Consider the following 23,815-nt stretch of genomic DNA (forward strand, 5'->3'; position numbering starts at 1 on the left):
CATGAGCCAACACCTGACGACATTCGACATGGCGGCACTACTCGATAGCGACGAAGCGATCAGTGAATACCTTTCTCAGGTGTTGGCTGATGGTGATACCGAGGAGTTTCTCCGAGCGATCGGCTATGTAGCCAAGGCCCGAGGCATGGCGCAGATCGCTAAAGACTCCGGTATGGGACGAGAAAGCTTGTACAAGGCATTCGCCCCCGGATCAAAACCGAGATTTGATACCGTACTCAAGGTCATTCATGCGCTAGGCATTGATCTTCATGCACAGCCTGGGCATGCGACTAATCATTCACCTGCCTGAAGAGTGGATTGGACAGCGGTGATTGGGAGCAGGCCGCGATTATGAATAATAGGAAGCTTGCCAGTGAGTACAAATTTATCGAACGCTTTTAGACCAGCACGCGCTGCTTGTCGGACATCAGCAAACGTCAGCTGGTCTTGAGCGATTTTTTTGTGTGCGCTGTCGGCTTTTATGGTCTTCATCGGAGTTCTCTAGACAGCCTCTTGGTATTACCTGGGCAGAAACGAAAAAAGAGCCATAGGTGCCTTTTTTCGTGTTCGGTAAAGCAGATCCAGACACCACTTGCGAACCGCCTTGCGCGGTTACGGCTTTCACCGCTGGGAAGCGCTCTATCTCATCTGGTCAGTCGCTTTCGACGGAGTAAACCTGAAGAAGATTGGAAGCCTCGTCAATCAGACCTCTGAAATATTGAGCATCCCAGAGGCCTGATCGTTTGAGGTTGCTTCGCTAGCGCGGATCAATGTTATCCAATACCCGATTCGCCAACAGCTCGCTCAGTTCGATCACCTGCAGGATACCCATTGCCACACGTCGACGTGACCCTTCGAGGTCGAATGTCAGGTCGTTGATCATGGCATTGGCCGAGGCCAGGTTTTCGCTGAGATTGGCGAGCAGGGTTTCATTGTCGATGCCCTCGACGACCGTGAAGAGCTGACCCGGTGATGGATCGCTTTTAGTGTCGGCTTCCTTTGGCTTCAAGTAGTAATCCTGCGCCCGGTCGATGGCTTCCTGGACTTTTTTTGGATCGAGGCCGGCGGAGCTGGGGTCCGTTTCCGGTGGGTTGGGGGTGACCTTGAACATAGTAAAACTCCTGTACCTGTTTGAGCCACCATGACTTGTCGCTAAACAAGTAAGGGTGGCGGCTGTACGCAGGTTAGCGAACCGGGGGTACAGGAGCCCGGCAGATCCGAAGATCTCCCGCGCACAGCCACCATTGCAACCGTTGCGGACATGAATACCTGCAACTAGATCAGGAGTGCTGATGCGTCCATACCCTTCGGGTCGCTAAACCCGATCACTGATGAGCAGTGACGGGAACCAAGCTACCGGTGCCGGCAAAGGCGCACAAGCGGGCGGATTCTGGCTTAGTTGTAGGCAAAGGCGCAAGGTAACGTAGCCGGGATCCGTGGGCTTGGTGTTTCCGGGTATGTATGGTTGTAGGACTGGCTACCCGTCTTGCTGAGACGGCGCCTATGAGTAAAGGCCCGCCCACTGTTTAGAGCTGGAATGCATCCGTGGCGAGGGAGCTTGCTCCCGCTTGAGTGCGAAGCACTCACAGAAAAGGGGCCGCTTCGCAGCCCAGCGGGAGCAAGCTCCCTCGCCACGGAAAGCCAAGCAGATCCTGATCGTTCTCTCCCTCGAGCCAAGCAGTTCCCAATGCGATTCTCCATCGTATGTCACCACCCTGTGACAATTTGGTCTACCGTCTCTCTAGCAGGCCCCACCTCTGCCGATAGCTAAAGACATACCCTCGAAAAGGAGTAGTACCCATGCCACGGTTTTTCGCCGATCTGGGCTTCCGCTGGAAAATCACCTTGCCCATTGCATTCCTGGCGTTGTTGCTGGTGCTGATGGGGTGGTCGGGCATGCGGGGGATTGGGCAAGTGACTGAGTCCAGCACTCAGTTGACCAATCGGTACCTGCCGGCGATCAGCCTGTTGCTCAACGCCGACCGGGATCTCTACCAGGCTTTCGTCGCCGAGCGCAGCCTGTTGGGCGGTAATGCCGGGGATCATCTGGAGGCCTTGCGCGCCAGTCATCGGGACAATCTGAAGCAGGCCTATGACCGGGTACAGAAATACGCGGCGATGCAGCCGGGGCCCGAGGCGATGGCGTTGGTCAGTCAATTCAATGATCGCTTTGCCCAGTGGTCGCAGATTTCCCGGCAAGTGGTCGAGCAGGCGACGAGTAATCCGCAGGCCGCCAGTGCACTGAGTTTCGGTGAGGGTGAAAGTAAGTTCGATACCATGCGTGACGCCATCGACAAGCTCGGTGAGCTGGAAGATGCGGCTTCCAACCGCGAGGGTCAGACGGCCATAGATCACGGGCTGGCGGTGGAGGTGCAACAGGGCGGCATCTTGCTGGTCGGTCTGCTGGGGTGTGCGCTGCTGATCGTGGTCTTGCCCATGGTGGTGTTGAGCCCCATGCGTCGCTTGCTGCATCGCGTCGAGCAGATTGCCGAGGGCGGTGGTGATTTGAAGGGGCGTCTCGAGGTGCGTTCGGCTGATGAACTGGGGCAGCTTGGCGGCGCGTTCAACCGCTTTCTCGATAAGTTGCAGCCGTTGATCGCCGAAGTAGGCCGGGTCACTGGCGAGGTGGATGCGGCGGCACGTGCCATGGCCAATATGGCGGCGACCAATGATCAACTGATCAGCAGTGAGCATGCGGCGCTCGATCAGGTGAGTACGGCTGCGACCCAGATGAGTGCCGCTGTGCATGAAGTGGCACATAACGCTGTAAATGCTTCGCAAGCCGCGCAGCAAGCCAGCAGCCAGTCTCGCGATGGCGCCGAGGTGGTTAGCAGCACCATTGAATCGATCCGCCAGTTGGCCCAGGAAGTAGAGAGCGCTTCGGGCACCATCGAGGCGTTGGCACAGGAAACCTCCAGCATCGGCGCGGTGCTCGAAGTGATCCGCGGCATTGCCGAACAGACCAACCTGCTGGCACTGAATGCGGCCATCGAGGCGGCGCGGGCGGGCGAGCAGGGCCGGGGCTTCGCTGTCGTGGCCGACGAGGTCCGGGCGCTGGCGGCGCGCACCCAGGATTCGACCAAGGACATCCAGGTCCGTATCGAACGCCTGCAGTCCGGTGTCGCCAAGGCGGTCCAGGCCATGCAGGTCGGGAGCAACAAGGCTCGGGACAGCGTCGAGCGTGCCGGCGGCGTCGATCAGGTCCTCAGCGGCACCAGCGGCTCAATCCAGCGGATCAACGACATGGCCGCGCAGATTGCCAATGCGTGCGAAGAACAGAGCAGCGTCACCGAGGAAATTGCCCGCAACATCTCCGACATCCGTGACTTGTCCAACGAAGCGGCGGAGAACTCGGCCCAGAGCATGCTCGCCAGCCGGCAACTTTCCAGCCTGTCGAAAGACCTCGCGGAACTGACCGGTCGCTTCCGCACCTGAGTCCGGTTCGTCCTGGGTATTGAACGCACATGAGCCCAGCGCAATCATCATCCGGTGATTGCGCTGGGTGTGCGCTCAGATCCAGACGTCATTGATCGCGGTTCGCTCGTTGGTTTCTTCACCGGTATTACGCACGCCACGGGGCTCGATCAGTAGCAATTTCACTTCCCGTTCGGCACTGGGCTTGTGCTCGATGCCTTTTTTGACCACGTACATCTCGCCCGCACCGATGGTCACCATGCCGTCGCAAAAGTCGATACGAAGCTCGCCTTCCAGCACGATGAAGGTTTCATCGGTCTCGACGTGGACGTGCCAGATGAAATCTCCCTCCAGCCTGACGATCTTGAACTGGTAGTCGTTCATCTCGGCCACGACTTTCGGGGCCCATTGATCGTGGAACAGGGCGTATTTCTCGGTGAAGTTGATTGGAGCGTAATGGGTCATGACGAGGACTCGAATGAGGTGGAAAGCGCCACCTTACTGCCCGGCCACGGGGAGGGATTGTACGATTGTGCAGCCTTGCGAGGATTTATTGTGGCGAGGGAGCTGCGTGTGTTCATCGAAGCATGTTCAACCAACGTGCCGGTGAGATGCCGAAGGCCTGGGTGTGCAGGCGGGTCATGTGGCTCTGATCGAAAAAGCCACAGGCCAGCGCCACCTCGCTCCACGCCATGCCCTGGAAGGCCAGGCGACGGGCTTCGTTGAGGCGGCGCTGGGTGATGTAGCGATAGGGGCTGGTGCCGTACAGCGCGCGGAAGTCCCGGGACAGGCTCCAACGATCCCGACCGCTGGCCTGCACCAGGTCGTCCAGGGTGATCACCTGGTCCAGGACATCATGGATGAACAGGCGCGCACGCTCCGCTGCGGGGTAGTCGATCATTTGCCGTCCACGTCGGTTGCCGGCGGCGAGGTCGAGGGCCTGGGCCACATCGTAGATAGCGTCTTCTTCCTCCAGCGGGTCGAGGGAGTGATCGATGCTGCTTAGTAGCCGGCGGGTCGCGATGTTGAGACGAGGATCGCTGGACAGTCCGCCTTCGATGAAGGGCAGCGGCTTGCCCCCCAGCACTTGCTGGATCACCGACGGCTCTATGTAGAACATCCGGTAACGAAACCCGTCGCTGGTTCCGGCTTCGCCATCGTGGATTTCGTCCGGGTGCAGGACAATGGTGCCCCCGGGCTGGCTGTGACGCTTGCTGTGGCGATAGTTGAAGCTCTGGACGCCGGAAAGCGTGACGCCAATGGCGTAGGTGTCATGCCGATGGGCGTTGTAGCCATGACCGCTGAAATAGGCCTCGATGCGCTCCAGCTTCCTCGAGTCAGGAGCCCGCTTCAGCCAGTCGCGATGGTGGTTGGATAGGGTCATTGCGACCGGCCTCTCACGGTTGTCCACGCACCATACCTGACCCAGGGGAAAGTGCGAATACCAGGACCAGACAGGCTCGGGTACCGGCCTGTCTGTCGATACAGCGCGACGCTGTTCAGATCTCCTTCACAGGCGTCTCGCCCTGGACGTTCTTGATCAACCCGATCACGTGCAGGCAGTCACTCTTGTTCACGTAGGACTCGCCGCTGGCGATGGTCTCGTGATTGCCGGCCCTCAGGCGCCAGCGCCATTGGCCTCTTCCGCTGCTTTGGGTGCCTCGGGTCTGACGGTAGATTTCAAAGTACATCGATTCGCTCCCTGCGATTGATTCATTCTAGACATGTGTTGCACATGTGGCTGCAAGCCTAGCCAAGCTGAAGTTTTTGGCTACGGGAAATTCGTATCCATTGGTGAATAGATATTACCGACTCGGGCTTGAATCGGAGGCTAGACCCGATGATCAGAACAGGTCATCTTGCGAACCATGAGTCTGCTCCAGGTGCCGGTTTCATCCTTGCGTTGCCTTGTCCGCTCCTGCTTAATACGTTCCGATGCAGTCGTCGTCATTGACGCCAGATCCGTGGGGCCCAGGGCCGCAAGCCTGACGGGACTGAAAACACTATAAGAAAAAGAGCCATCAAGTGACTGAATATCCAGGAACGGATCTACAAGGTCGTCTAGCGCTTTCGCTCGTCATTCCCGTCTTCAACGAAGCCCAGTCCATCGATTTGTTCATCGCCAGGATCGATCAGGTCTTTGTCGACCAAGCGCTGGTGAGCCTGGAGCTGGTGTTCGTCAACGATGGCAGCGTCGACGATACGTTAGGATTGCTGCTGGAAAGACAGAAGAGCGATCCGCGCATCCGGGTCGTAGACCTGAGTCGCAACTTCGGCAAGGAGGCGGCGTTGAGCGCCGGTCTGCAAGCAGCGCGCGGCCAGGCGGTGGTGCCGATCGACGTCGACCTGCAAGACCCTCCCGAGGTGATCCTGGAAATGATCGCCCACTGGCGCAACGGTGCCGAAGTGGTGCTGGGGCATCGGATCAATCGCGATTCCGATTCCTGGGCCAAACAGGTGTCCGCCAACGGTTTCTATCGCCTGCACAACAGGATCGCCGATCACAAGCTCCCGGAAAACGTCGGCGATTTCCGCTTGATGGATCGCTGTGTGGTCGATGCCCTGCAAACCCTGCCTGAATCCCGACGCTTCATGAAAGGGCTGTTTGCCTGGGTGGGATTTCGAACCACTTATGTGGATTACGTCAGGCCTGAGCGCGCTGCCGGGGAAAGCAAATTCAACGGCTGGCGACTGTGGAACTTCGCCCTTGAAGGCATTACCAGTTTCAGCACCGAACCGCTGCGTATCTGGACGTACCTGGGGCTGTGCGTTTCGCTGGTGTCCTTTGCGTTCGCCATGTTCATCGTGCTGCGAACGCTGATTTCAGGGGTTGACCTGCCCGGCTACGCCTCGCTGATGGTCGCGGTCACCTTTCTTGGCGGGTTGCAATTGATCGGCATCGGCGTGCTGGGCGAATACCTGGGCCGCACCTACATCGAATCCAAGCGTCGACCGATTTTCCTGGTACGGCGCATCTATGACGCCAAGGACTGACCATGGACCTCAAGGAAACCGACATCCTGGGCCCGGATATCGAGCAGCACTGGTACTACCGCTCGAAAGCGCGGGCGATGCTGCACATGCTCAAGGGCACATCGGCCAATACGCTGCTGGACGTGGGTGCCGGATCGGGCTTTTTTTCCCACCATCTGTTGACCCATACCGAAACGGCCGAGGCCTGGTGCGTGGACATCAGTTACCCGGCCGATTCCGACGCCCGTACCCATGGGAAACCGGTGCACTACCGACGCGCCGTCGATGGGCTGGACGCGGACCTGGTGTTGCTGATGGACGTACTGGAACACGTGGATGACGACGTCGGGCTGCTCAAGGCTTATGTCGACAAAGTGCCGTCCGGCAGCCGTTTCCTGATCACTGTGCCGGCCTTCCAGTTTCTCTGGAGCGGTCATGACGATTTTCTCGAACACAAGCGTCGCTATACGCTCAGACAGCTGGAAGGCGTCGTGGCGCAGGCGGGTCTGCAGGTGCGCCAGGGTGCGTATTATTTCGGCCTGGTGTTTCCCATCGCCGCCGGCTTGCGCCTGTTGCAGCGCAGCACCTCGCAGGCGCCGGCCAGGTCGCAGCTGGCGCGGCATCATCCGCTGGTCAATGGTGTCTTGAAGTCCCTGTGCAGCCTGGAGCGTCCGTTCATGGGCGCCAATCGCATCGCTGGCCTGACTGTGTTTTGCCTGGCGCAGAAGCCGTGACCTGGGTCCGCACGCCGCTGTTGCGACGGGCCCTGCGCTTTGCCGTGACCGGCTTGTTCGTGACGGCGATCCACGTGCTGGCCGCCGTGTTCTTCATGCATTTGATCCTGGCGAATCCCCCACTGGCCAACGGTTTCGCGTTCCTGGTGGCGACGGTGGTGTCCTATCTGATCAACACCCTGTGGAGTTTCTCCAGTCGCCTGCACGGTCGCACGCTCTACCGTTTCGTGCTGGTTTCAACCGGCGGTTTCGCACTGGCGATGCTGGTGGCCTGGGTGGCCCAGAGCGCAGGCCTGAATTACCTGGCGGGCATCGCGGCCGTGGCACTGATCATTCCGGCGTTCACCTTTATCCTGCATAACTTCTGGACGTATCGATGACCGTTCGTGGCGAGCGTTATTTGTCTCTCCTGTTGCCCGTGCTGCTGGGTGCATTGGCGTTTCTGCTGGTGATCGGCCCTCGGGTCCTGGACCCGACGAACATCGCCTGGCTGGGGGAGGGCGATGCGGCCACCCATTACATGGGCTGGGCGTTTTTTCGCCATTCACCCTGGACCTTTCCGTTGGGGCTGAACCCCTCCTATGGCCTGGAGTTGGGCAACGGCATCATTTTTTCCGATTCCAATCCGCTGTTGGCGTTGATGTTCAAGCCATTCAACGCCTGGCTTCCCGAGACGTTCCAGTATTTCGGCCTGTGGTTGCTGGCCTGTTTTATCTTGCAGGCCTGGTTTGCCTGGCGGTTGGTCGGCCTGGTGACACCGTCGTTGTGGATCCGGTTATTGGGGACCGGGTTATTCGTGTTTTCGCCCCCCATGTTCCTGCGCATGGGCGGGCATCTGTCGCTGTCCGGACATTTCCTGATCCTGGCTGCCCTGTACCTGGCGCTACGGCCCGGTCTGCACAGTCGGCGGCTGGCCTGGGGCGTATTGTTGGCCGCCACCGCGCTGGTGCATGCGTACCTGTTGGCGATGGTCGCGCTGATCTGGCTGGCAGACCTTGCCGGCAAGGTTCTCAAGCGCCAATTGTCCCTGCGCGACGGCTGCATCGAGCTGGGCGGATTGTTCCTGTTGGTCGCGTTCTGCTGTTGGCAGGCGGGCTACTTCAGCGTGGGCGGCGGGACTGTAGCAGGTGGCTATGGTTTGTATCGCTTGAATGTACTATCGCTGGTCGACCCCAGTGGCTGGTCGTTCATCCTGTGGGATATGCCCCAGGGACCCGGGGACTACGAGGGCTTCAATTATCTGGGGGCGGGCGTCCTGATGCTGGCGATCTGCGCCGGCGCGGCGTTGCTACAGGGTGATACGGGGTTGCTCGGGGCCATACGCGCTAGAAAGTTGTTGCTGTGGGCGCTGGTCGGGCTGACGCTTTTTTCGCTGACCAACAAGCTCGGTATCGGCATGCTGGATGTCCATATCTGGCTACCGAAACCCCTTGAGCTGATGGCGAACGTGTTTCGCGCTGCGGGCCGGATGTTCTGGCCGGTCTTCTATGCCATCGTGTTTGTCATCATCTTCCTGGTCGTCCGGGGCAATCGACCGAGGGCTGCTGTGTGCCTGTTGACGATTGCCCTGGTGGTCCAGGTTCTGGATACCCGCGCCGGCTGGGCTGGCCTGCGCAAGAGCCGGATGGTGCCACCGGCGTCCACTTGGCCTACGCCGCTCACCGATCCATTCTGGGACAACGCCGGCGGTCATTATTCGAAAGTCCGCTCGTTGCTGCCGCAGAACCAGCCGGAAAACTGGCTGTTGACCAGCCAATACGCTTTGACCCATGGCTTGGAAACCGATGGCGTTTACTTGGGGCGGATGGGCACCCGGGAGCTTGCGCACGCTCAACAGCACGCTGAACGTATGCTCGCCAGCGGGCAGTATGACAATGATTCGTTGTACATCCTCGACAGCCGTGCGGCGCTCGAAGCGGCGAAAACCGTCAACCGCCAGACCGACCTGTTGACCCGCATCGATGGCCTGGTGGTGCTGGCACCAGGCTGGAAGTCTTGCGCCGAATGCGCACCTTTTGCCCACGAGACCCTGGACGTGAGAGTGAAGCCCGGTGAGCGCCAGGTGTTCAACCGGATCAACGGCATGTTGGTCAGCGGCTGGGGGCAGGTCGAGGATTGGGGCACCTGGTCGCAGGGCACCGAGGCTGAAATGACGTTGCAGGTACCGCCAGAGGCCCGCGCCATTTCGATCGAAACGGCAGCCTTCGTACAGCCCAATCATACAAGCCAGCGGGTCGAGGTTTCGGTCAATGGCGTGGCGGCGTTGTCGACTCAATTCACGCGTTTACAGGACAACACCCTGGAATTGCCCCTGACGCCGGCGATGCGTGAAGCGTCGGGTGCCGATGGGCAAGTGCGTCTGCACTTTCATTTGCCTGATGCAATCAGCCCCAAGGCGTTGGGGCTGGGCACTGATGAACGGGTCATGGCGCTGGGGCTAAAATCCCTGACCGTAAAGTGACCCTTCAACAACGCTGATCCATCTGTCTGGACCGGGGAAATGTTGCCCTGTGGCGAGGGGATTTATCCCCGCTGGCTGCGCAGCAGCCCAAAACCTGCATACGATCCGCTGAGTTACCGCCAGTGCTAATGGGGCTGCTGCGCAGCCCGACGGGGATAAATCTCCTCGCCACAAAAAAGCCGCGCTTATGCAATTGTGTTTGGCGTTTGGACTTTTTGCGCATAGACGCGCAGCCACCGTCGTTCCTACACTTCCTACAGTCAGGGGATAGGAGCAGTGGATGAACCGCAACGAATTGCGCAAGACCGACATCAATCTGATGGTGGTATTCGAGACGCTGATGCTTGAGCGCAACGTGACGCGGGTGGCGGAGAAGTTGTTTCTGGGCCAGCCGACCATCAGCTCGGCGCTCAATCGGATGCGCAAGATGTTCAACGATCCGCTGTTCATTCGCGTTGGCCATCGCATGGAGCCGACTGCCCGGGCCGAAGAGATCATCCGGCATCTGTCGCCGGCGCTGGATTCGCTGTCGATGGCCCTGAGCCTGACGCATGATTTCGACCCCGCCAGCAGCACCATGACCTTTCGCATCGGGCTCTCGGACGATGTGGAGTTCGGGCTGCTGCCGCCGCTGTTGAGCAGCCTGCGCCAGGAAGCACCGAACGTGGTGTTTGTGGTCCAGCACGCGGATTACTGGCGCATTCCCGATTTGCTGGCATCGGGCGATATCACCGTGGGCATCAGCCAGACGCGTGGGTTGCCGGCCAATGCCAAGCGCAAGTTGTTGCGGCACATCCAGCCTCGGGTGTTGCGCGCCGATGCATCGGATACGCCGCTGACCCTCGACGAATATTGCTCGCGCCCCCACGTGCTGGTCTCTCACACCGCGAACGTCGCCGGTCTCGCTGACGAATGGCTGGCCGAGATCGGCCGTCAGCGTAGGGTCGTGTTGTCGGTGCCGCAGTACAGCGCCTTGCCCGCGTTGCTGGCCGGCACTGACCTGATCGCCAGCATGCCGGATTACACTGCGGCCGCCATGGCTGCGTCGGGCCGATTGTTCAGCGAACCCTATCCTTTCCCGACCCCGACCCTGGATTTGTCGATGGTCTGGCTGAGCCATGTCGACAGCGATCCGGCTGAACGCTGGCTGCGCTCCCGGCTGGAGGCGTTCATGGGCGAGCGCGGGCAGCGGTGAAACAAAATCTGCCGTCAGGAATAAAGTCGCGCTAAGGTGGCGACGGCTGGAATCACCTCATCGTTTTTTCGAATTGGAGTCGAACACATGCCTCACCTGCACATGGAGTACACCGCCAACCTGCCGGAGCTCAAGGCCGATGTCGCACTGTTGCGCCTGAACAATGCCTTGGTGGCGTCCGGTCAGTTTGCCGCCGAGTCGGATATCAAGAGCCGGGCCATCAAGCTCGAGACGTTCCGGGTGGGCACCGGCATCGGTGAACGCGGTTTCGTGCACGTGAAGCTGGCGCTGCTCAGCGGCCGCTCGCCCGAAATCAAGAAGCAGCTGGCCGATAGCCTGCTGGCGGTGATCCAGGAACTGGGTCCGTGGCCGGATGGCCTGAGTGTGCAGTTGTGCGTAGAGATCCTCGACATCGACCGCGGCCCGTATGCCAAGGCTCTTATCGGTCACTGACGGTTAGGTATCTCGCCCGGCGCAGACTTTGATGATCTGTTCGCGCAGCCAGCTATTGGCGCTGTCCTGATTGGCCGCCTGGGTCCACTGCATGTCCAGGGTAAATCCCGGCAGACCATTGGGTGCTTCGTGGTGATTGAACATCGCCTCGCTGGCCAGCAGCTGCTGAAGGCGCCGGGGCAGGGTGAGGATGAAGTCGGTGCCGCTGATCATCTTCAATGCAGCGCTGTAGCTGTTGGCGCGTGCGGCGATTTGCCGTTGCTGGGCCTGTTGCGCGAGCCAGCCGTCCACCATGTTGGTGGGTGACGTCCAGGGCGTAGGAAAGATGTGCCGGCGCCGTACGAAAGTTTGAAGGCTCAGTTGCAGTTCCAGGGGCGCCGCCCGTTTATCGACGACGCAGACCAGATCCTCCTGTAACAGCTGCCGGGACAGCAGGTCGGCATGATGGCTGTGAAAGTTGGGACCGAAGCAGATCACCAGGTCCAGGCTGCCGTCGCGCAGTCCATCGACCGGAATGTCGGCCTCCAGCTTGTGCACGTTCACGACCACCGGCAGGTCGGCGTAATCGAAGCCTTGTAGCAACTGCGGCAGAATCAAATGCTCGAAGTATTCCGGTGCACAGATGTTGAAGGTCACCGCTTCGCGTGTCGGGTCGAACGTTGGCGTACCGGCATGGCACAGGTTGATGCTTTGCAGAATTGCCTGCACATGATCGTACATGCCCACGGCCTTGCAGGTAGGACGCATGCCGCTGCGGGTGTTGGTAAACAGTTCGTCTTCGAAACAGGTCCGTAGTTTCTTCAGGCAGTAACTGACGGTGGACTGGCTGACACACAGCGCCTCGGATACACCGCTGACACTGCTTTGTTCGTACACGGCGCTAAACACCATGAGGTCTTGCATATCAAGCTTTCTTAGGGAATTACTGTTCAGCATCCGTTCTGTCTCTCGCTGTGCTCCTTGCGCGGATCGTGCGCAAACCAGGCTGATGATCCTAGCGGAACGATAGTCCCAAGAGAATGCCATGCAGGCCGTTCAACGGTCGGGAGTGGGACAGATAGTGTAGGGAACACGACCTCCAATCAACAGCCGGGCGTTTATCCGTCGTCCCTGACGTTTCAGGCCACGCGCTTAAAAAATAATTTAATAGCAACTTTTTCACGAAAAATTGATGGTGGGCTACCTAAAGTTTGTGCTGCCGTAGGGAACGAATTTTTCATAGTCCTTTTCCGGCATTCTTTTCAAAGAGCAACTTTCAGGAAGCCGTCAACTATCATGCTGACTATTAAAGCCGTGCGCCCGGAATGGGTGACGCTGGTTGCCAGTGCCTTTCTTTTGGCAGGCTTCAACATTGTTCTGTGGCAACACCTGCTCTCGATCACCTCGGCTGATGGTCGTGGCGTGCTGATGTGCGCGGCGTTCGGCGTGATGATTTTCGCTGCTTTCAACCTTGTGTTGACGCTCCTGGCGTTCCGTCCGGTGCTCAAGCCCGTGCTGATGCTGCTGTTTCTGATCAGCGCCGGTGTGGCGTATTTCATGGCTCAGTACGGCGTGCTGATCGATGCCGAGATGTTGCGCAACTTTGCCGAAACCAACGCCACGGAAGTCCGTGACCTGTTGTCGCTGAAGTTGTTTGTTTATCTCGGATTATTAGGCGTGTTGCCTTCCTGGTTATTATTCAAGACACCGATCAAGTACCGCAGCTGGCCCAAGGAGTTGCTCAGTAAGTTGCTGGTGGGGGTGGCCTCGGCGGCGCTGATCGGTGTGGTTGCCATGGCCAACTACCAAGGCTTGTCTTCGTTGTTTCGCAACCACCACGAGTTACGCTTGATGGTGGTGCCGAGCAACTACATCGGCGCGTCGATCGGCTACCTGCGCGAGCAGGTCGCGTCGGCCAAGCAACCCTTTATCCCATTGGGCGAGGACGCCAGCCGTAACCCGGCCTGGCAAACCCACGCGCGTAAATCCCTGACGGTATTGGTGGTAGGGGAGAGCGCCCGTGCCGAGAACTTTGGCATCCTCGGCTATGACCGCGACACCACGCCGACGTTGGAAAAAGAGGCCGGCCTGATCGCCTTTACCGACGTGCATTCCTGCGGCACCGAAACCGCAGTGTCGGTGCCGTGCATGTTTTCCAATATGGGTCGCAAGAACTACGACGCCAGCAAGGCCAAGAATGAAGAGGGCCTGCTGGATGTGCTCAAGCGCGCCGGGCTGGACGTGATCTGGCGGGACAATCAGTCCGGCTGCAAGGGCACGTGCGACCGGGTCACCTTGCAGGATGTGAGCAATCTGAAGGATCCGGCCCTGTGCGCCAACAGCGAATGCCGCGATGAGATCCTGCTCCAGGGCTTGCAGCATTTCATCGATACCCTCGACAAGGACACGGTGCTGGTGCTGCACCAGATGGGCAGTCACGGGCCGGAGTATTTCAAGCGCTATCCCAAGGAGTACGAGCATTTCACCCCGGTGTGCGAAAGCAACGCGTTGAACAACTGCAGCCGTGAAAGCATCGTCAACGGCTACGACAACACCCTGGTGTACACCGATCATGTGCTGTCGACCCTGATCGATCTGCTGCGGGCCAATCAGGACAAGGTCGACACGGCGATGCTGTACCTTTCGGACCATGGTGAGTCGCTGGGCGAATACAACCTGTTCCTCCATGGCACGCCCTACATGCTTGCCCCGGAACAGCAGAAACACGTGGCGATGCTCGCCTGGTTCTCCGACAGCTATCAGAAGTCGTTTTCGGTCGACACCCATTGCCTGCAATTGAGCCGGGAAAAACCCCTGAGCCAGGACAACCTGTTTCACTCGATGCTCGGACTGCTGGAGGTCAACAGCCAGGTCTACAACCGGGATCTGGACATGTTTGCCAACTGTCGCGGTGCGGTTATCGACGGGGTGTTGGCGCGGGAATGATTCCTACACCTTTTTTTCACGCCTGAGCGTCTAACCTGTCATCCAACCAATTCAAGAGCCGTTTGTATGTCCGGGTTACCCCTGCGCGCCGTCGAGCTTGAGTTCGCCAGGCATCACGATGAGCAGCATGCGCAAGTCTGTTGCCAGCCGGCACCCCGTCGGGTGCGCCTGGTGTTCTGGCGTGACGAGCAAATGGTGCGCAATGCCCTGAAAGTGGCGGGAGAGCCCGGGCTGGTGCTGGATGTGACGTGCGGTGCGGGGCGGTTTTGGCCGGTGCTGGCCGAACATGCCAACCGAGTGATCCTCGCGGCGGATCCCTCGCCGGACATGCTTGAGCATGCGCTCACCCACCATGGCGGGGCGTTGCTGGCGCGGGTCAGAACGTTTCCCAGTTCGGCATTCACCATCGGCTTGTCCACCAATGCGGTGGACTGCATTTGTTGTCTGCAATTGTTTCGCCACGTTTGCGCCAGCGAGCATCGCCTGGCGTTGTTGCGCGAGTTTCATCGGGTCAGTCGCGACACGGTAATCGTCTCGGTCCGGATCGAAGGCCGCCTCAAGCTCGGCCGTCCGCCGCAGCGAAGCCTGACCGGCAAGGCTGACATCGAGGCCGAGTTTCGCCAGGCCGGGTTCAGCGTGCTGTGGTACCAGGATTTCCTGCCCGGTTTCGCATTGACGCGTGTTTATGTACTGCGTAAGACCTGATAACTCCTGATGTAGGACTATTCTTGTTTTTGCGCAGGCGATTTCTCTCAGGCTCTTGCTCTATGGGTGCTCGCAACCGCCAACGGCGATATATACTGCGCGCCATTCTTCAAGGGAGAGCCGTGTGGCCATCGATATTCACTGGATTCGCGACAACGATAGCCTCGGTCAGTTTTGCGCCGAATGGCAGCAGTTGCCATTCGTCGCCCTCGACACCGAATTCATGCGGGTCGACACCTTTTATCCCATCGCCGGCCTGTTGCAGATCGGCGACGGCAAGCGCGCCTACCTGATCGACCCCTTGACCATCGACAACTGGCAGCCTCTGGCGGCCCTGCTGGAAAACCCGGCGGTGCTCAAAGTGCTGCACGCCTGCAGCGAAGACCTCGAAGTGCTGCTGCGCCTGACCGGCAGCCTGCCCGCGCCGCTGTTCGATACCCAGTTGGCGGCCGCTTATCTGAACCTCGGTTTTTCCATGGGCTACTCGCGGCTGGTGCAGGACGTGCTGGGCATCGAGCTGCCCAAGGGCGAGACCCGTTCCGACTGGCTGCAGCGGCCGCTGTCCGAAACCCAGATCAGCTATGCCGCGGAAGATGCCGTGCATCTGGCGGAAGTTTTCGTACAGTTGCGTCCCAAGCTTTCTGACGAAAAATACGCCTGGGTGCTGGAGGACGGCGCCGAGCTGGTGGCCAACCTGCGTCGCGAAGTCGACCCGTACGAGGTGTACCGCGAAGCCAAGCTGGCCTGGAAACTGTCCCGTGCCCAACTGGCCGTGTTGCGTGAGCTGTGTGCCTGGCGCGAGCGCGAGGCGCGCGCACGTGACCTGCCACGCAACCGCATCATCCGCGAGCACTCGCTGTGGCCGCTTGCCCGTACGCAGCCGGACAATCTCGGCGCGTTGGCAAAAATCGAAGACATGCACCCGCGCACCGTGCGCCAGGACGGCGAATTCCTGTTGGCCCTGATCCAGCGCGCCGCCAGCGTACCGCCCGAGCAGTGGCCGCCGGCCGTGGCCGAGCCACTGCCCATCGAAGCCTCGGCGCTGGTCAAGCGCCTGCGGGCGCTGGGGCAAGCTGAAGCCGAGCGCCTGGGGATCGCCCCCGAACTGATGTTGCGCAAGAAAACCCTTGAGGCGCTGATCAAGAGCGGCTTTCCCGAGGGCCCTTACCAATTGCCCGATTCGCTGCGTGGCTGGCGCCGCGAATTGATGGGCCAGGCACTGCTCGACAGCCTGGCCACTGCCGGAGAACAGCCTTGAAACGTATCTGCTCCATTTACCGAAGCTCGAAGAAAAACGAGATGTACCTGTATGTGCTCAAAAGCGATGCCCTGGCCCGCGTGCCGGAGCCGTTGATGGCGGCCTTCGGCAAAGCCATCCATGCTTTTGACCTGGTGTTGAGCCCCGAGCGGCAGTTGTCCCGGGAGGACATCAACAAGGTATTGGAAAACCTCGACACCCAGGGATATCACCTGCAGATGCCACCGGCCGAAGACGAGTACATCGAACATTTGCCCGAAGAGCTGCTGCGGCGTAACGACCCGGTCTGACACTGCCCGGGCGTTCGCTTGGGATTTTCTGAAATACCGAATGATTTTGGCGACGATTGCCTGGATGGAGTGACACTCTGTCGGCGCTCGTCTGCCCTGGCTTTGAAAGGTTTGATTCATGCGCGTTCTGATTGCCGAACACGACCACGCGGTGTACGCCCAGCTCTTGCGTCAGGCGGCACCCGATCTCGAAGTACTGACCAGCGGCGACTCCGCCGAACTGTCGCGGTTGGCCAGCGATTGCCCGGTCTGGCTCGGCCAGCCGGACCTGCTGGCGACTTTGTTGCGCCAGGGGCACCGGCCCCATTGGTTGCAATCGACCTGGGCCGGCATCACACCGTTGCTGGCCGAGGGCCTGACCCGCGATTACCGCTTGACCCGGGCAGTCGGCATTTTTGGCCAGGTGATGGCCGAGTATGTGCTCACCTACATGCTCGGCCACGAGCGTGAGGTGCTGGCGCGGTTGGTCAGCCAGGTGGAACGCAAGTGGGACAATCGCCAGGGCCAGGGCCTGGCGGGGCGCAAGGTGTTGATTGTCGGCACCGGCGATATCGGCCAGCGCGTGGCGCAGTTCCTGGTGCCGTTCGGGGTGCAGTTGTATGGCATCGCCCGGCAGCCTCGTGAACTCGAACCTTTCATCGAGGTGGGTGGGCTGGCGGATCTTCCGCGTCTGGTAGGCGAGGCGGATTACGTCATCAACCTGCTGCCCAACACCCCCGAGACCCATGATGTGTACGACGCGGCGCTGTTCAAGCAGTTCAAGCCGAGCGGGCTGTTTATCAATGCCGGACGCGGCGTCGCCGTGGTGGATGCGGACCTGGTGCAAGCCCTGAAGGACGGTCATCTGGCCGGTGCGGTGATCGATGTCTGCCGCCAGGAACCACTGCCCCAGCGCCATCCGTTCTGGACCGCCTGGGGCCTGCTGTTGACCGGCCACAGCTCGGCACCGACCTCGCCACCGATGATGGCGCAGTTGTTTCTGGATAACCTGCGGGCTTATCAGTCCGGCGGGGCATTGCGCGGGGAAGTGGATTTCAGCCGGGGGTACTGACAGGCACCGCCAGAACTGAGGGATTGGTTAAGGCGTCTGCGCTCGCCACCAATCCCATTGTGGGAGCGAGCCTGCTCGCGATAGCGGTGTGTCAGTCACCCCAGTGTTGGCTGGCGTGCCCCTATCGAGAGCAGGCTCGCTCCCACAAAATGACAGGATTACAGAGTGAAATCACCTTCCGTCACCAGCTCGCTCAACGGCCGGCGCGGGCTCGGGGTTTCGCGGGCCTGGAGGTACTCGGCCAGGGTGGATTTGTCCCCCAGCTTGCCAATCGCCACGGCAGCATGCAGGGCATAGCCGTCCGGGATCTTCAGTTCCTTGCGGGTCAGCTCTTGGTCGAAACCGGCCATGCCGTGGGTGTGCCAGCCGCTGAGGCTGGCTTGCAGCGCCAGGTGGCCCCAGGCCGCACCCGTGTCGAAGGTGTGCCACAGCGCCGGGGTTTCCTCGGTCGCGCCGGGCACGGCGAAGGTGGTTTTCGACGCGATGATCACCAGTGCCGAGGCGTGTTGTGCCCAACCGCGGTTGAACTCGTTGAGCAGGCCCAGGAAGCGCTCCCAGTTCGGCGTGTCGCGGCGCGCATAGAGAAACCGCCACGGCTGGGAGTTGTACGCCGATGGCGCCCAGCGCGCCGCTTCGAAAAAGCCCAGCAGGGTTTCTTCGGCAATGGCCTCGCCCGTAAAGGCGCGAGGCGACCAGCGTTCGATGAACTGGGGGTGGATGGCGTAGTCGGCGATGCGGGAATTGGCGCTCATGGCTTACCTGACCGGATGGGGGAAGATGAATTGAGCAACCTACGTCCCGGCGCGCAGCCTGGCAAGCCCCGCACTACCGACAGTCGCCAGTGCTTGGCCTCAAGAGGCCCCGGCACTAGACTGTCGGCCTTTTCACCACCTGATGTTGATGCTTGAGCCATGGCCGCCAAAGTCGAACCGTTCTGGATACGCAAAACCCTCGATCAGCTCGATGCGCAGGAGTGGGAATCGCTGTGTGACGGCTGTGGCCTGTGCTGCCTGCAAAAGCTCGAAGACGAAGATGACAACAGCGTCTATTACACGCGCATCGCCTGCAAACTGCTGGATCTGAAGACGTGCCAGTGCACCAACTACCCCAATCGCCGGGAATTTGTGCCCGATTGCATTCAACTCACGCCGGGCAAGGCCGATGAATTCAAGTGGCTGCCGCCAACTTGTGGTTATCGGTTGGTCAGCGAGGGCAAGGATTTGCCGTTGTGGCACCACCTGGTCTGCGGTGATCGCGATGCCGTGCACCATGAACGCATTTCCCAGTCCGGGCGTATGCTGGCCGAAGGCAGCGTGCCTGAAGAGGATTGGGAAGATCATCTGATTTTTCGCGCCGGCTGAGCGTCCCGGCGCCGCACGACCGGGAGAACCCATGGCTGCAGGACTGAAACGGATGCTGGCGGTCGGGCTGCTGGCGGTGTGCGGGCCGTTATGGGCGGCGCAGAAGGTTAATCTGGATTATCACGTGCAGCTGTTGCCGCAGAGCGACCAGGCCGAAGTGCGGCTGACCCTGGCCCGTGGTTCGGCCGTGCGCAGCCTGGATTTCGACCTCGGCGATGGCAGCCGCTACAGCGACTTCAAGGCCGACGGCCAATGGCAGCTCACCCCCGGCCAGCAGGCGCGAGGGGTCTGGCGTCCGACAGCCGACACGGCCAGCCTGAGCTACCGGGTGCGCATCAGTCATGAACGCAAAAGCGGTACCTTCGAAACCCGCATGACCCCGACCTGGGCCCTGTTGCGTGGTGACGACCTGGTGCCGTCGGCCAGACTCGACCAGCAGGACGGCGTCGAACTGGTGGCCCGCCTGGAAGTTGAATTGCCCAGCGGTTGGAAGAGCATCGAGACCCCCTGGCCGCGCATCGGTAAGCAGCGTTTTCGCATCGACAACCCCTCGCGCCTGTTCGACCGCCCGACCGGCTGGATGCTCGCCGGTAAGCTCGGCAGCCGTCGCACACGCCTGGGCGAGACCGAAGTCACCGTGGCCTCGCCCCAAGGCCAGGGCATGCGCCGGATGGATGTACTGACGCTGCTGACGTTTGTCTGGCCGCAGGTGCAAGCGGTGCTGCCACGTCATCCCTCCAAATTGCTGATTGTCGGTGCGGGCGACCCGCTGTGGCGTGGCGCCCAGTCCGGGCATGACTCGATCTACCTGCACAGCCGCCCACCGCTGGTCAGCGAGCGGGGCAGCAGCCCGTTGTTGCGCGAGTTGGTGCAGGTGCTGGCGCGAGTCAATGATCATGATCGCAGCGACTGGATCAGCGAAGGCCTGACCGAGTACTACGCCATCGAACTGCTGCGCCGCGCCGGGGGCATGAGCGATGAGCGCTACCAGGCCTTGAACGAGCGGCTGGCCCGGGACAGTAAAGACGTCACCACCTTGCGCGGCGAGCAACTGAGCCCCGCGATGGTGGCCAAGGCGGTGTTGCTGCTCCAGGAACTGGACCGCGAGATCCGCCTGAAAACCCGCAACAAGCGTTCGCTGGATGATGTATTGCAAGGGGCGATGCGGCTGGAGACGGTGGATACCAAGGAATTCGTGCAACTCAGTGAAAATGTGCTGGATGGCAGTTCCACGGTGCTGGATACCCGGTTACTCCAGTAATACCGCCATCGCGAGCAGGCTCGCTCCCACAGTGGATCTGGTAACCCAGAATCGGTGTCGGACGCGATCAATGTGGGAGCGGGCTTGCCCGCGAAGGCGGTGGGACAGTCAGCCTTTTCGTCGGCTGACACTACGCTTTCGCGAGCAAGCCCGCTCCCACAGAGGTTCAGTGGAGCGCCCAGATTCCGGATTCACCAAGAAAACCTGTGGGAGCGGGCTTGCCCGCGAAGGCGGTGGGACAGTCAACCTTTTCGTCGGCTGACACTACGCTTTCGCGAGCAAGCCCGCTCCTACAAGGGTTCTGTGGAGCGCCCAGATTCCGGATTCACCCAAAAAACTGTGGGAGCGAGCCTGCTCGCGATGAGGCCATCAGCCCCGGCGCAAGAGATCAGAGCCCGACTTTCGGCGAAACCAGCGAATCGTTGCCTGTCACCGTCGCTGTCCCCGTGGCGGCCTCGGCGTTGGCCTTCATGCGGCTCAGTTCATCGCCAGCCTGTTCGATCCGGGCGCGGGCGTTGTGGAGGCTCTGACGGTTTTTTTCCAGCAGACTCTTGGCCGAGCAATGCCCGGTGATGCCCCGCGCCAGTGCCATGCCGCCGATGGCCAGTTGCGCCAGACCGATCACACCGCCACGGCGCAAGCCTTTGCCCATCATCAGCACACCACCTGCCAGCGAGCCGAAGCGTTCCCAGCCATGCACATTCTTTGGCGGATGAGATTGGAAAGGGGTGCGCTCAATCGGCTCGAACGGATTGTTATCGCTCATGATCTGTCTCCAGTGTGGGGATTGGTATAAAGCTGACTGTCCGAGCGATTGCCTTGTTCAATCGGATTTCACACCGATCAGCGGAATTGCGGCCCCGAACGGGTGTTGTTGCCCTTGGCCATGCGGTCATAGAGCACGACGTTGACCGTAGCGGCCAGGTTCATGCAACCGTGGGTGGGGATGTACACCACGTCTTCGCACCAGTCGCGGATTTCCTTGTCCAGCGAGCCGTCTTCGGGGCCGAAGATGTACAGCGCCCGGTCGGGGTGGGTGTATTCGGGCAACGGACGGGCACCCTCCACCAACTCCACCGCCACCGGCACGCAGCCCAGGGGCAGGATCTTCTTCAGGTCGTCGATGCCGATCAGCGGGATGTCGTAATGGACTTTCTTGGTATCGGTGACGAAGTCGGCGGCGCGCTCATAGCGCTTGCCGGTGTAGAACACCGACGCCACGCCGTAGCAACCGGCGGCACGCATGACCGAGCCGACGTTTTCCGGTGACTTGGGGTTGAACAGACCGATGCAGCTGTAGCGTTTGTTGGCCACGGGCGGGGTGCCTTTGGGGAAAAGGCGCGATTATACGGGGAATGGGGCAGGGTGGTCAGTTTGTAGATTGATGGTGGCTGCTCGATCGCATTCGCGAGCAAGCCCGCTCTCACAGGGGATGTGTGTTGCTCCAAAAAACCTGTGGCGAGGGAGCTTGCTCCCGCTGGACTGCGCAGCAGTCCCTTTCTAAAGCGGGGGTCGCTTCGCCACCCAGCGGGAGCAAGCTCCCTCGCCACAAAAGACTGCTATTCGTCAGGCGGCTACTCGTCTTTCTTCATCAACCCAGCCAACGCCGCAAACGGGTTGTGGGTCGCCTTGGCGATTTTCGGGGTGCTCAGGGAGCCATCGCCGAAGTATTGCTGGTCGGTGTAGCGCGAGTGCTCGTTGTCGTGGCAGTACAGGCACAACAGTTCCCAGTTGGAACCGTCCTGTGGGTTGTTGTCGTGGTTATGGTCGCGGTGGTGGACGGTCAGTTCGCTCAAGCGCTTGCCGGAAAATTCGCGGGCGCAGCGGCCGCAGACATGCGGGTACATTTTCAGGGCTTTGTCGCGGTAGCCCATTTCCCGGTCGCGCTGGGCATCGGCGAGGATACGGTCCAGCTTGGCGGTGTTGGACGGTGGCGTTGACGAACTCATGGGTTCACCTTTGTAGAAAAGACTGATGACGGTTGCGCAGAGTTTAGCTCAGCCCTTGAGCTTCTCGGCAATCCAGATGGTGTGGCGGGTGCCTTTGTTGCCGTGGGCGAACACTTGCACCTCCTCGGCCTTGAAGCCGGCTTTTTTCAGTTTGTCGGAAAAATGCCGGTCGGCACTGGCCGACCACACCGCCAGCACACCCTTGGGCCGCAAGGCCTTGGCGCAGGCGGCCAGGCCTGCGGCCGAATACAGCCAACTATTGGCTTTCTGGGTCAAGCCTTCGGGGCCGTTGTCGACATCGAGCATGATCGCGTCGAACCCTTGGGGCTCGGTTTGCAGGACCTTGGCCACGTCTTCCATACGAATCACGGTGCGTGGGTCCGACAGCGGCCGTCCGGCCTTTTCGCCCAAGGGGCCGCGATTCCACTCCACCACGCCGGGGACCAGCTCGGCCACCACCACTTCGGCGTTCTTGCCCAGATGCTTGAGGGCGGAGGCCAGCGTAAAGCCAATGCCGAGGCCGCCGATCAGCACTCGTGAACCGGGCCGTCCGGCAACCTTGCGGCAGGGAATCTCCGCCAGGGCGTCTTCGGAGCCGTGCATGCGGGTGTTCATCAATTGCCCGCCGTCACCGCCCTGGATCTTGATGACGAAATCTTCGCCGTACTCGAACAGGCACAGGGCGCCGCCATTGTCAGGGATGGGTGTGGTGTCGAGCAGGACAAAACGTTTCATGGAAGTCTCATGAAGAAGGGCGAACCCGTGCGGTTAGGACTAGCCTGAAGGTAGACAGAGCCACGGAGCCATTGATGAAGTGCACCATTCTAACGGCCATTGTCCTGACGACGCTCTCGTTAAGTGACGCACAGGCCCAGGAGCCGACGATTCCGGTCAATCCACCGAGCGTCCCCGGTTCGCCCGGCACCGCTACCCCCATGCCATACCCGCCGGTCATTCCCAACGGCGTGCCGAAGGCCGGCCCCGGTAGCGCCGGGCCGCCATTGTTGCCACCGATTGAAATGCCCAGGCCGCCGAGGGATCAGCCGATACCGGGGATGGAGCCGCAAGTGCCGAAAGTCAAGTCGCCGGGTGGATGAGTCAAGGTGGATGCAAACCCTTGTGGGAGCGAGCCTGCTCGCGATAGCGGTGTGTCAGTCAACATGGATACTGGCTGATCGACCGCCATCGCGAGCAGGCTCGCTCCCACAAGGGTTGTAGTGTTCCCAGGGGCTGCGGTGCTGCGGTCAAACCTGCTGCGACAGTAGCTGCCCATCGGCCATGCGCAGGCGTTTGGACAGGGAAACGGCGAGGGCGCGGATGATCTTGGCGGCGACCTTGGGCGCGTCGTTGAGCATTTTCTCCAACGAGTCCTTGCCCAGGTTCAGCAATTGGCAATTGCTCGCGGCAATGCAACTGGCCGAGCGCCGCTCGCCATCGAGTACCGCCATTTCGCCGAACGCCCGGCCGCTGCGCAGCGTGGCGATGGTCACGGGCTGGCCGTCGGGGCCGGTTTTCTGTACGGCCACTTGCCCTGTGTGAATGATGCACATGAAGCTGCCGGCATCGCCCTCGCGAAAGATCGCTTCACCCTCGGCAATGGCGCTGATGCTGAAATAGCCCGACGCAGCGGCGAAGTCGACGGGCAGCAATTGGTCGAACAGACCGCAGTCCATCAGCCAGTCGCGGATTTCTTTATTCAGTAAGGTCGGTTCTGACATGTCGTCACGGTCTTTTTCTTGTGTCTGCTACGGGTTTGGATTGAAGAAGAACCCTTGTGGGAGCGAG

Annotated in this window: 28 protein-coding genes and 1 pseudogene; 17 read left to right on the top strand and 12 right to left on the bottom strand. The window is 60.5% G+C overall.

Features of this window, described 5'->3' with window-relative positions:
* Position 1: 1 nt before the first annotated feature.
* The gene (locus tag ACLEJR_RS15770) at positions 2 to 310 is read left to right on the top strand and encodes an addiction module antidote protein (RefSeq protein ID WP_440814941.1); all 309 of its coding nucleotides are present in this window, start codon (positions 2 to 4) and stop codon (positions 308 to 310) included.
* On the opposite strand, the gene ACLEJR_RS15775 is transcribed toward ACLEJR_RS15770, so the two are convergent.
* Entirely contained in the window at positions 295 to 492 is a 198-nt protein-coding gene (locus tag ACLEJR_RS15775; RefSeq protein ID WP_440814942.1) for a hypothetical protein, read from the bottom strand. The genes ACLEJR_RS15770 and ACLEJR_RS15775 overlap by 16 nt on opposite strands.
* Positions 493 to 757: 265 nt before the next feature.
* The gene (locus tag ACLEJR_RS15780) at positions 758 to 1,111 is read right to left on the bottom strand and encodes a DUF6124 family protein (protein ID WP_440814944.1); all 354 of its coding nucleotides are present in this window, start codon (positions 1,109 to 1,111) and stop codon (positions 758 to 760) included.
* A 689-nt stretch (positions 1,112 to 1,800) separates the two neighbouring features.
* Between ACLEJR_RS15780 and ACLEJR_RS15785 the strand changes: the two are divergent.
* Together ACLEJR_RS15785 and ACLEJR_RS15790 are read left to right on the top strand one after the other, a co-directional pair.
* Positions 1,801 to 2,577, top strand: a pseudogene (locus tag ACLEJR_RS15785) (MCP four helix bundle domain-containing protein); the annotation flags it as partial.
* Between the two features lie 78 nt (positions 2,578 to 2,655).
* The gene (locus tag ACLEJR_RS15790) at positions 2,656 to 3,435 is read left to right on the top strand and encodes a methyl-accepting chemotaxis protein (protein WP_440815030.1); all 780 of its coding nucleotides are present in this window, start codon (positions 2,656 to 2,658) and stop codon (positions 3,433 to 3,435) included.
* A gap of 75 nt (positions 3,436 to 3,510) precedes the next feature.
* On the opposite strand, the gene ACLEJR_RS15795 is transcribed toward ACLEJR_RS15790, so the two are convergent.
* From ACLEJR_RS15795 to ACLEJR_RS15805, 3 genes are all read right to left on the bottom strand, one after another.
* Positions 3,511 to 3,879: a cupin domain-containing protein gene (locus tag ACLEJR_RS15795; RefSeq protein ID WP_440814946.1), complete on the bottom strand. Its 369-nt coding sequence runs from the start codon at positions 3,877 to 3,879 to the stop codon at positions 3,511 to 3,513.
* A gap of 112 nt (positions 3,880 to 3,991) precedes the next feature.
* Entirely contained in the window at positions 3,992 to 4,798 is an 807-nt protein-coding gene (locus tag ACLEJR_RS15800; protein ID WP_440814948.1) for an AraC family transcriptional regulator, read from the bottom strand.
* Positions 4,799 to 4,913: 115 nt separating this feature from the next.
* Positions 4,914 to 5,105 carry a YegP family protein gene (locus ACLEJR_RS15805; RefSeq protein ID WP_245145723.1) on the bottom strand — a complete coding sequence of 64 codons (192 nt, stop codon included), beginning with the start codon at positions 5,103 to 5,105 and terminating at the stop codon, positions 4,914 to 4,916.
* A gap of 334 nt (positions 5,106 to 5,439) precedes the next feature.
* On the opposite strand from ACLEJR_RS15805, the gene ACLEJR_RS15810 reads away from it, so the two are divergent.
* From ACLEJR_RS15810 to ACLEJR_RS15835, 6 genes are all read left to right on the top strand, one after another.
* Entirely contained in the window at positions 5,440 to 6,408 is a 969-nt protein-coding gene (locus tag ACLEJR_RS15810; protein WP_440814950.1) for a glycosyltransferase family 2 protein, read from the top strand.
* A 2-nt stretch (positions 6,409 to 6,410) separates the two neighbouring features.
* On the top strand, positions 6,411 to 7,121 hold the full coding sequence (locus ACLEJR_RS15815; RefSeq protein WP_440814952.1) for a class I SAM-dependent methyltransferase: 711 nt from the start codon (positions 6,411 to 6,413) through the stop codon (positions 7,119 to 7,121).
* Complete coding sequence (locus ACLEJR_RS15820) at positions 7,118 to 7,501, top strand: GtrA family protein (protein ID WP_440797536.1); 384 nt, start codon at positions 7,118 to 7,120, stop codon at positions 7,499 to 7,501. Before ACLEJR_RS15815 ends, ACLEJR_RS15820 begins: the two co-directional genes overlap by 4 nt.
* A complete protein-coding gene (locus ACLEJR_RS15825; protein ID WP_440814954.1) occupies positions 7,498 to 9,582 on the top strand; it encodes a DUF6311 domain-containing protein in 2,085 nt (694 codons plus the stop codon). Before ACLEJR_RS15820 ends, ACLEJR_RS15825 begins: the two co-directional genes overlap by 4 nt.
* A gap of 280 nt (positions 9,583 to 9,862) precedes the next feature.
* Positions 9,863 to 10,777 (top strand): LysR substrate-binding domain-containing protein, encoded by a 915-nt coding sequence (locus ACLEJR_RS15830; RefSeq protein ID WP_440814956.1) that lies wholly within the window; start codon positions 9,863 to 9,865, stop codon positions 10,775 to 10,777.
* Between the two features lie 87 nt (positions 10,778 to 10,864).
* On the top strand, positions 10,865 to 11,230 hold the full coding sequence (locus ACLEJR_RS15835; protein ID WP_440814958.1) for a 5-carboxymethyl-2-hydroxymuconate Delta-isomerase: 366 nt from the start codon (positions 10,865 to 10,867) through the stop codon (positions 11,228 to 11,230).
* A 3-nt stretch (positions 11,231 to 11,233) separates the two neighbouring features.
* Here ACLEJR_RS15835 and ACLEJR_RS15840 read toward each other — a convergent pair whose 3' ends face one another.
* Positions 11,234 to 12,166 carry a LysR substrate-binding domain-containing protein gene (locus ACLEJR_RS15840; protein ID WP_440814960.1) on the bottom strand — a complete coding sequence of 311 codons (933 nt, stop codon included), beginning with the start codon at positions 12,164 to 12,166 and terminating at the stop codon, positions 11,234 to 11,236.
* 339 nt (positions 12,167 to 12,505) lie between these two features.
* Here ACLEJR_RS15840 and ACLEJR_RS15845 point away from each other — a divergent pair, with 339 nt between their 5' ends.
* The 5 genes from ACLEJR_RS15845 to ACLEJR_RS15865 all read left to right on the top strand — a co-directional run bounded on the left by ACLEJR_RS15845 (position 12,506) and on the right by ACLEJR_RS15865 (position 17,459).
* The gene (locus tag ACLEJR_RS15845; protein ID WP_440814961.1) at positions 12,506 to 14,155 is read left to right on the top strand and encodes a phosphoethanolamine transferase; all 1,650 of its coding nucleotides are present in this window, start codon (positions 12,506 to 12,508) and stop codon (positions 14,153 to 14,155) included.
* Between the two features lie 66 nt (positions 14,156 to 14,221).
* Positions 14,222 to 14,860: a class I SAM-dependent methyltransferase gene (locus ACLEJR_RS15850; protein ID WP_440797547.1), complete on the top strand. Its 639-nt coding sequence runs from the start codon at positions 14,222 to 14,224 to the stop codon at positions 14,858 to 14,860.
* A 124-nt stretch (positions 14,861 to 14,984) separates the two neighbouring features.
* On the top strand, positions 14,985 to 16,118 hold the full coding sequence (rnd, locus tag ACLEJR_RS15855) for a ribonuclease D (RefSeq protein WP_440814962.1): 1,134 nt from the start codon (positions 14,985 to 14,987) through the stop codon (positions 16,116 to 16,118).
* The gene (locus tag ACLEJR_RS15860) at positions 16,115 to 16,408 is read left to right on the top strand and encodes a YcgL domain-containing protein (RefSeq protein ID WP_440797551.1); all 294 of its coding nucleotides are present in this window, start codon (positions 16,115 to 16,117) and stop codon (positions 16,406 to 16,408) included. Before rnd ends, ACLEJR_RS15860 begins: the two co-directional genes overlap by 4 nt.
* 118 nt (positions 16,409 to 16,526) lie before the next feature.
* On the top strand, positions 16,527 to 17,459 hold the full coding sequence (locus ACLEJR_RS15865; RefSeq protein ID WP_440797553.1) for a D-2-hydroxyacid dehydrogenase: 933 nt from the start codon (positions 16,527 to 16,529) through the stop codon (positions 17,457 to 17,459).
* Between the two features lie 158 nt (positions 17,460 to 17,617).
* Here the strand turns inward: ACLEJR_RS15865 and ACLEJR_RS15870 are convergent, their stop codons facing one another.
* Complete coding sequence (locus ACLEJR_RS15870) at positions 17,618 to 18,211, bottom strand: nitroreductase family protein (protein WP_440797555.1); 594 nt, start codon at positions 18,209 to 18,211, stop codon at positions 17,618 to 17,620.
* 159 nt (positions 18,212 to 18,370) lie between these two features.
* On the opposite strand from ACLEJR_RS15870, the gene ACLEJR_RS15875 reads away from it, so the two are divergent.
* Positions 18,371 to 18,820 carry a YcgN family cysteine cluster protein gene (locus ACLEJR_RS15875; RefSeq protein WP_440797557.1) on the top strand — a complete coding sequence of 150 codons (450 nt, stop codon included), beginning with the start codon at positions 18,371 to 18,373 and terminating at the stop codon, positions 18,818 to 18,820.
* Positions 18,821 to 18,851: 31 nt separating this feature from the next.
* Positions 18,852 to 20,081, top strand: a complete 1,230-nt coding sequence (locus ACLEJR_RS15880; protein ID WP_440797559.1) for a hypothetical protein — start codon at positions 18,852 to 18,854, stop codon at positions 20,079 to 20,081.
* Between the two features lie 388 nt (positions 20,082 to 20,469).
* Here the strand turns inward: ACLEJR_RS15880 and ACLEJR_RS15885 are convergent, their stop codons facing one another.
* The 4 genes from ACLEJR_RS15885 to ACLEJR_RS15900 all read right to left on the bottom strand — a co-directional run bounded on the left by ACLEJR_RS15885 (position 20,470) and on the right by ACLEJR_RS15900 (position 22,765).
* Positions 20,470 to 20,847 carry a YgaP family membrane protein gene (locus tag ACLEJR_RS15885; RefSeq protein ID WP_440797561.1) on the bottom strand — a complete coding sequence of 126 codons (378 nt, stop codon included), beginning with the start codon at positions 20,845 to 20,847 and terminating at the stop codon, positions 20,470 to 20,472.
* A 77-nt stretch (positions 20,848 to 20,924) separates the two neighbouring features.
* The gene (locus tag ACLEJR_RS15890; protein ID WP_440797563.1) at positions 20,925 to 21,395 is read right to left on the bottom strand and encodes an RNA methyltransferase; all 471 of its coding nucleotides are present in this window, start codon (positions 21,393 to 21,395) and stop codon (positions 20,925 to 20,927) included.
* A gap of 260 nt (positions 21,396 to 21,655) precedes the next feature.
* Entirely contained in the window at positions 21,656 to 22,030 is a 375-nt protein-coding gene (locus tag ACLEJR_RS15895; protein WP_003184246.1) for a YajD family HNH nuclease, read from the bottom strand.
* 48 nt (positions 22,031 to 22,078) lie between these two features.
* The gene (locus ACLEJR_RS15900) at positions 22,079 to 22,765 is read right to left on the bottom strand and encodes a hypothetical protein (RefSeq protein WP_440814964.1); all 687 of its coding nucleotides are present in this window, start codon (positions 22,763 to 22,765) and stop codon (positions 22,079 to 22,081) included.
* Between the two features lie 74 nt (positions 22,766 to 22,839).
* On the opposite strand from ACLEJR_RS15900, the gene ACLEJR_RS15905 reads away from it, so the two are divergent.
* Entirely contained in the window at positions 22,840 to 23,127 is a 288-nt protein-coding gene (locus ACLEJR_RS15905; RefSeq protein WP_440814966.1) for a hypothetical protein, read from the top strand.
* A 147-nt stretch (positions 23,128 to 23,274) separates the two neighbouring features.
* Here the strand turns inward: ACLEJR_RS15905 and ACLEJR_RS15910 are convergent, their stop codons facing one another.
* Positions 23,275 to 23,748, bottom strand: a complete 474-nt coding sequence (locus tag ACLEJR_RS15910; protein ID WP_440797569.1) for a cyclic nucleotide-binding domain-containing protein — start codon at positions 23,746 to 23,748, stop codon at positions 23,275 to 23,277.
* Positions 23,749 to 23,815 lie beyond the last annotated feature (67 nt).

Origin of the sequence: Pseudomonas sp. SMN5 (genome assembly GCF_052041925.1) — a bacterium.
In the GTDB taxonomy this organism is placed as follows: Bacteria; Pseudomonadota; Gammaproteobacteria; order Pseudomonadales; family Pseudomonadaceae; genus Aquipseudomonas.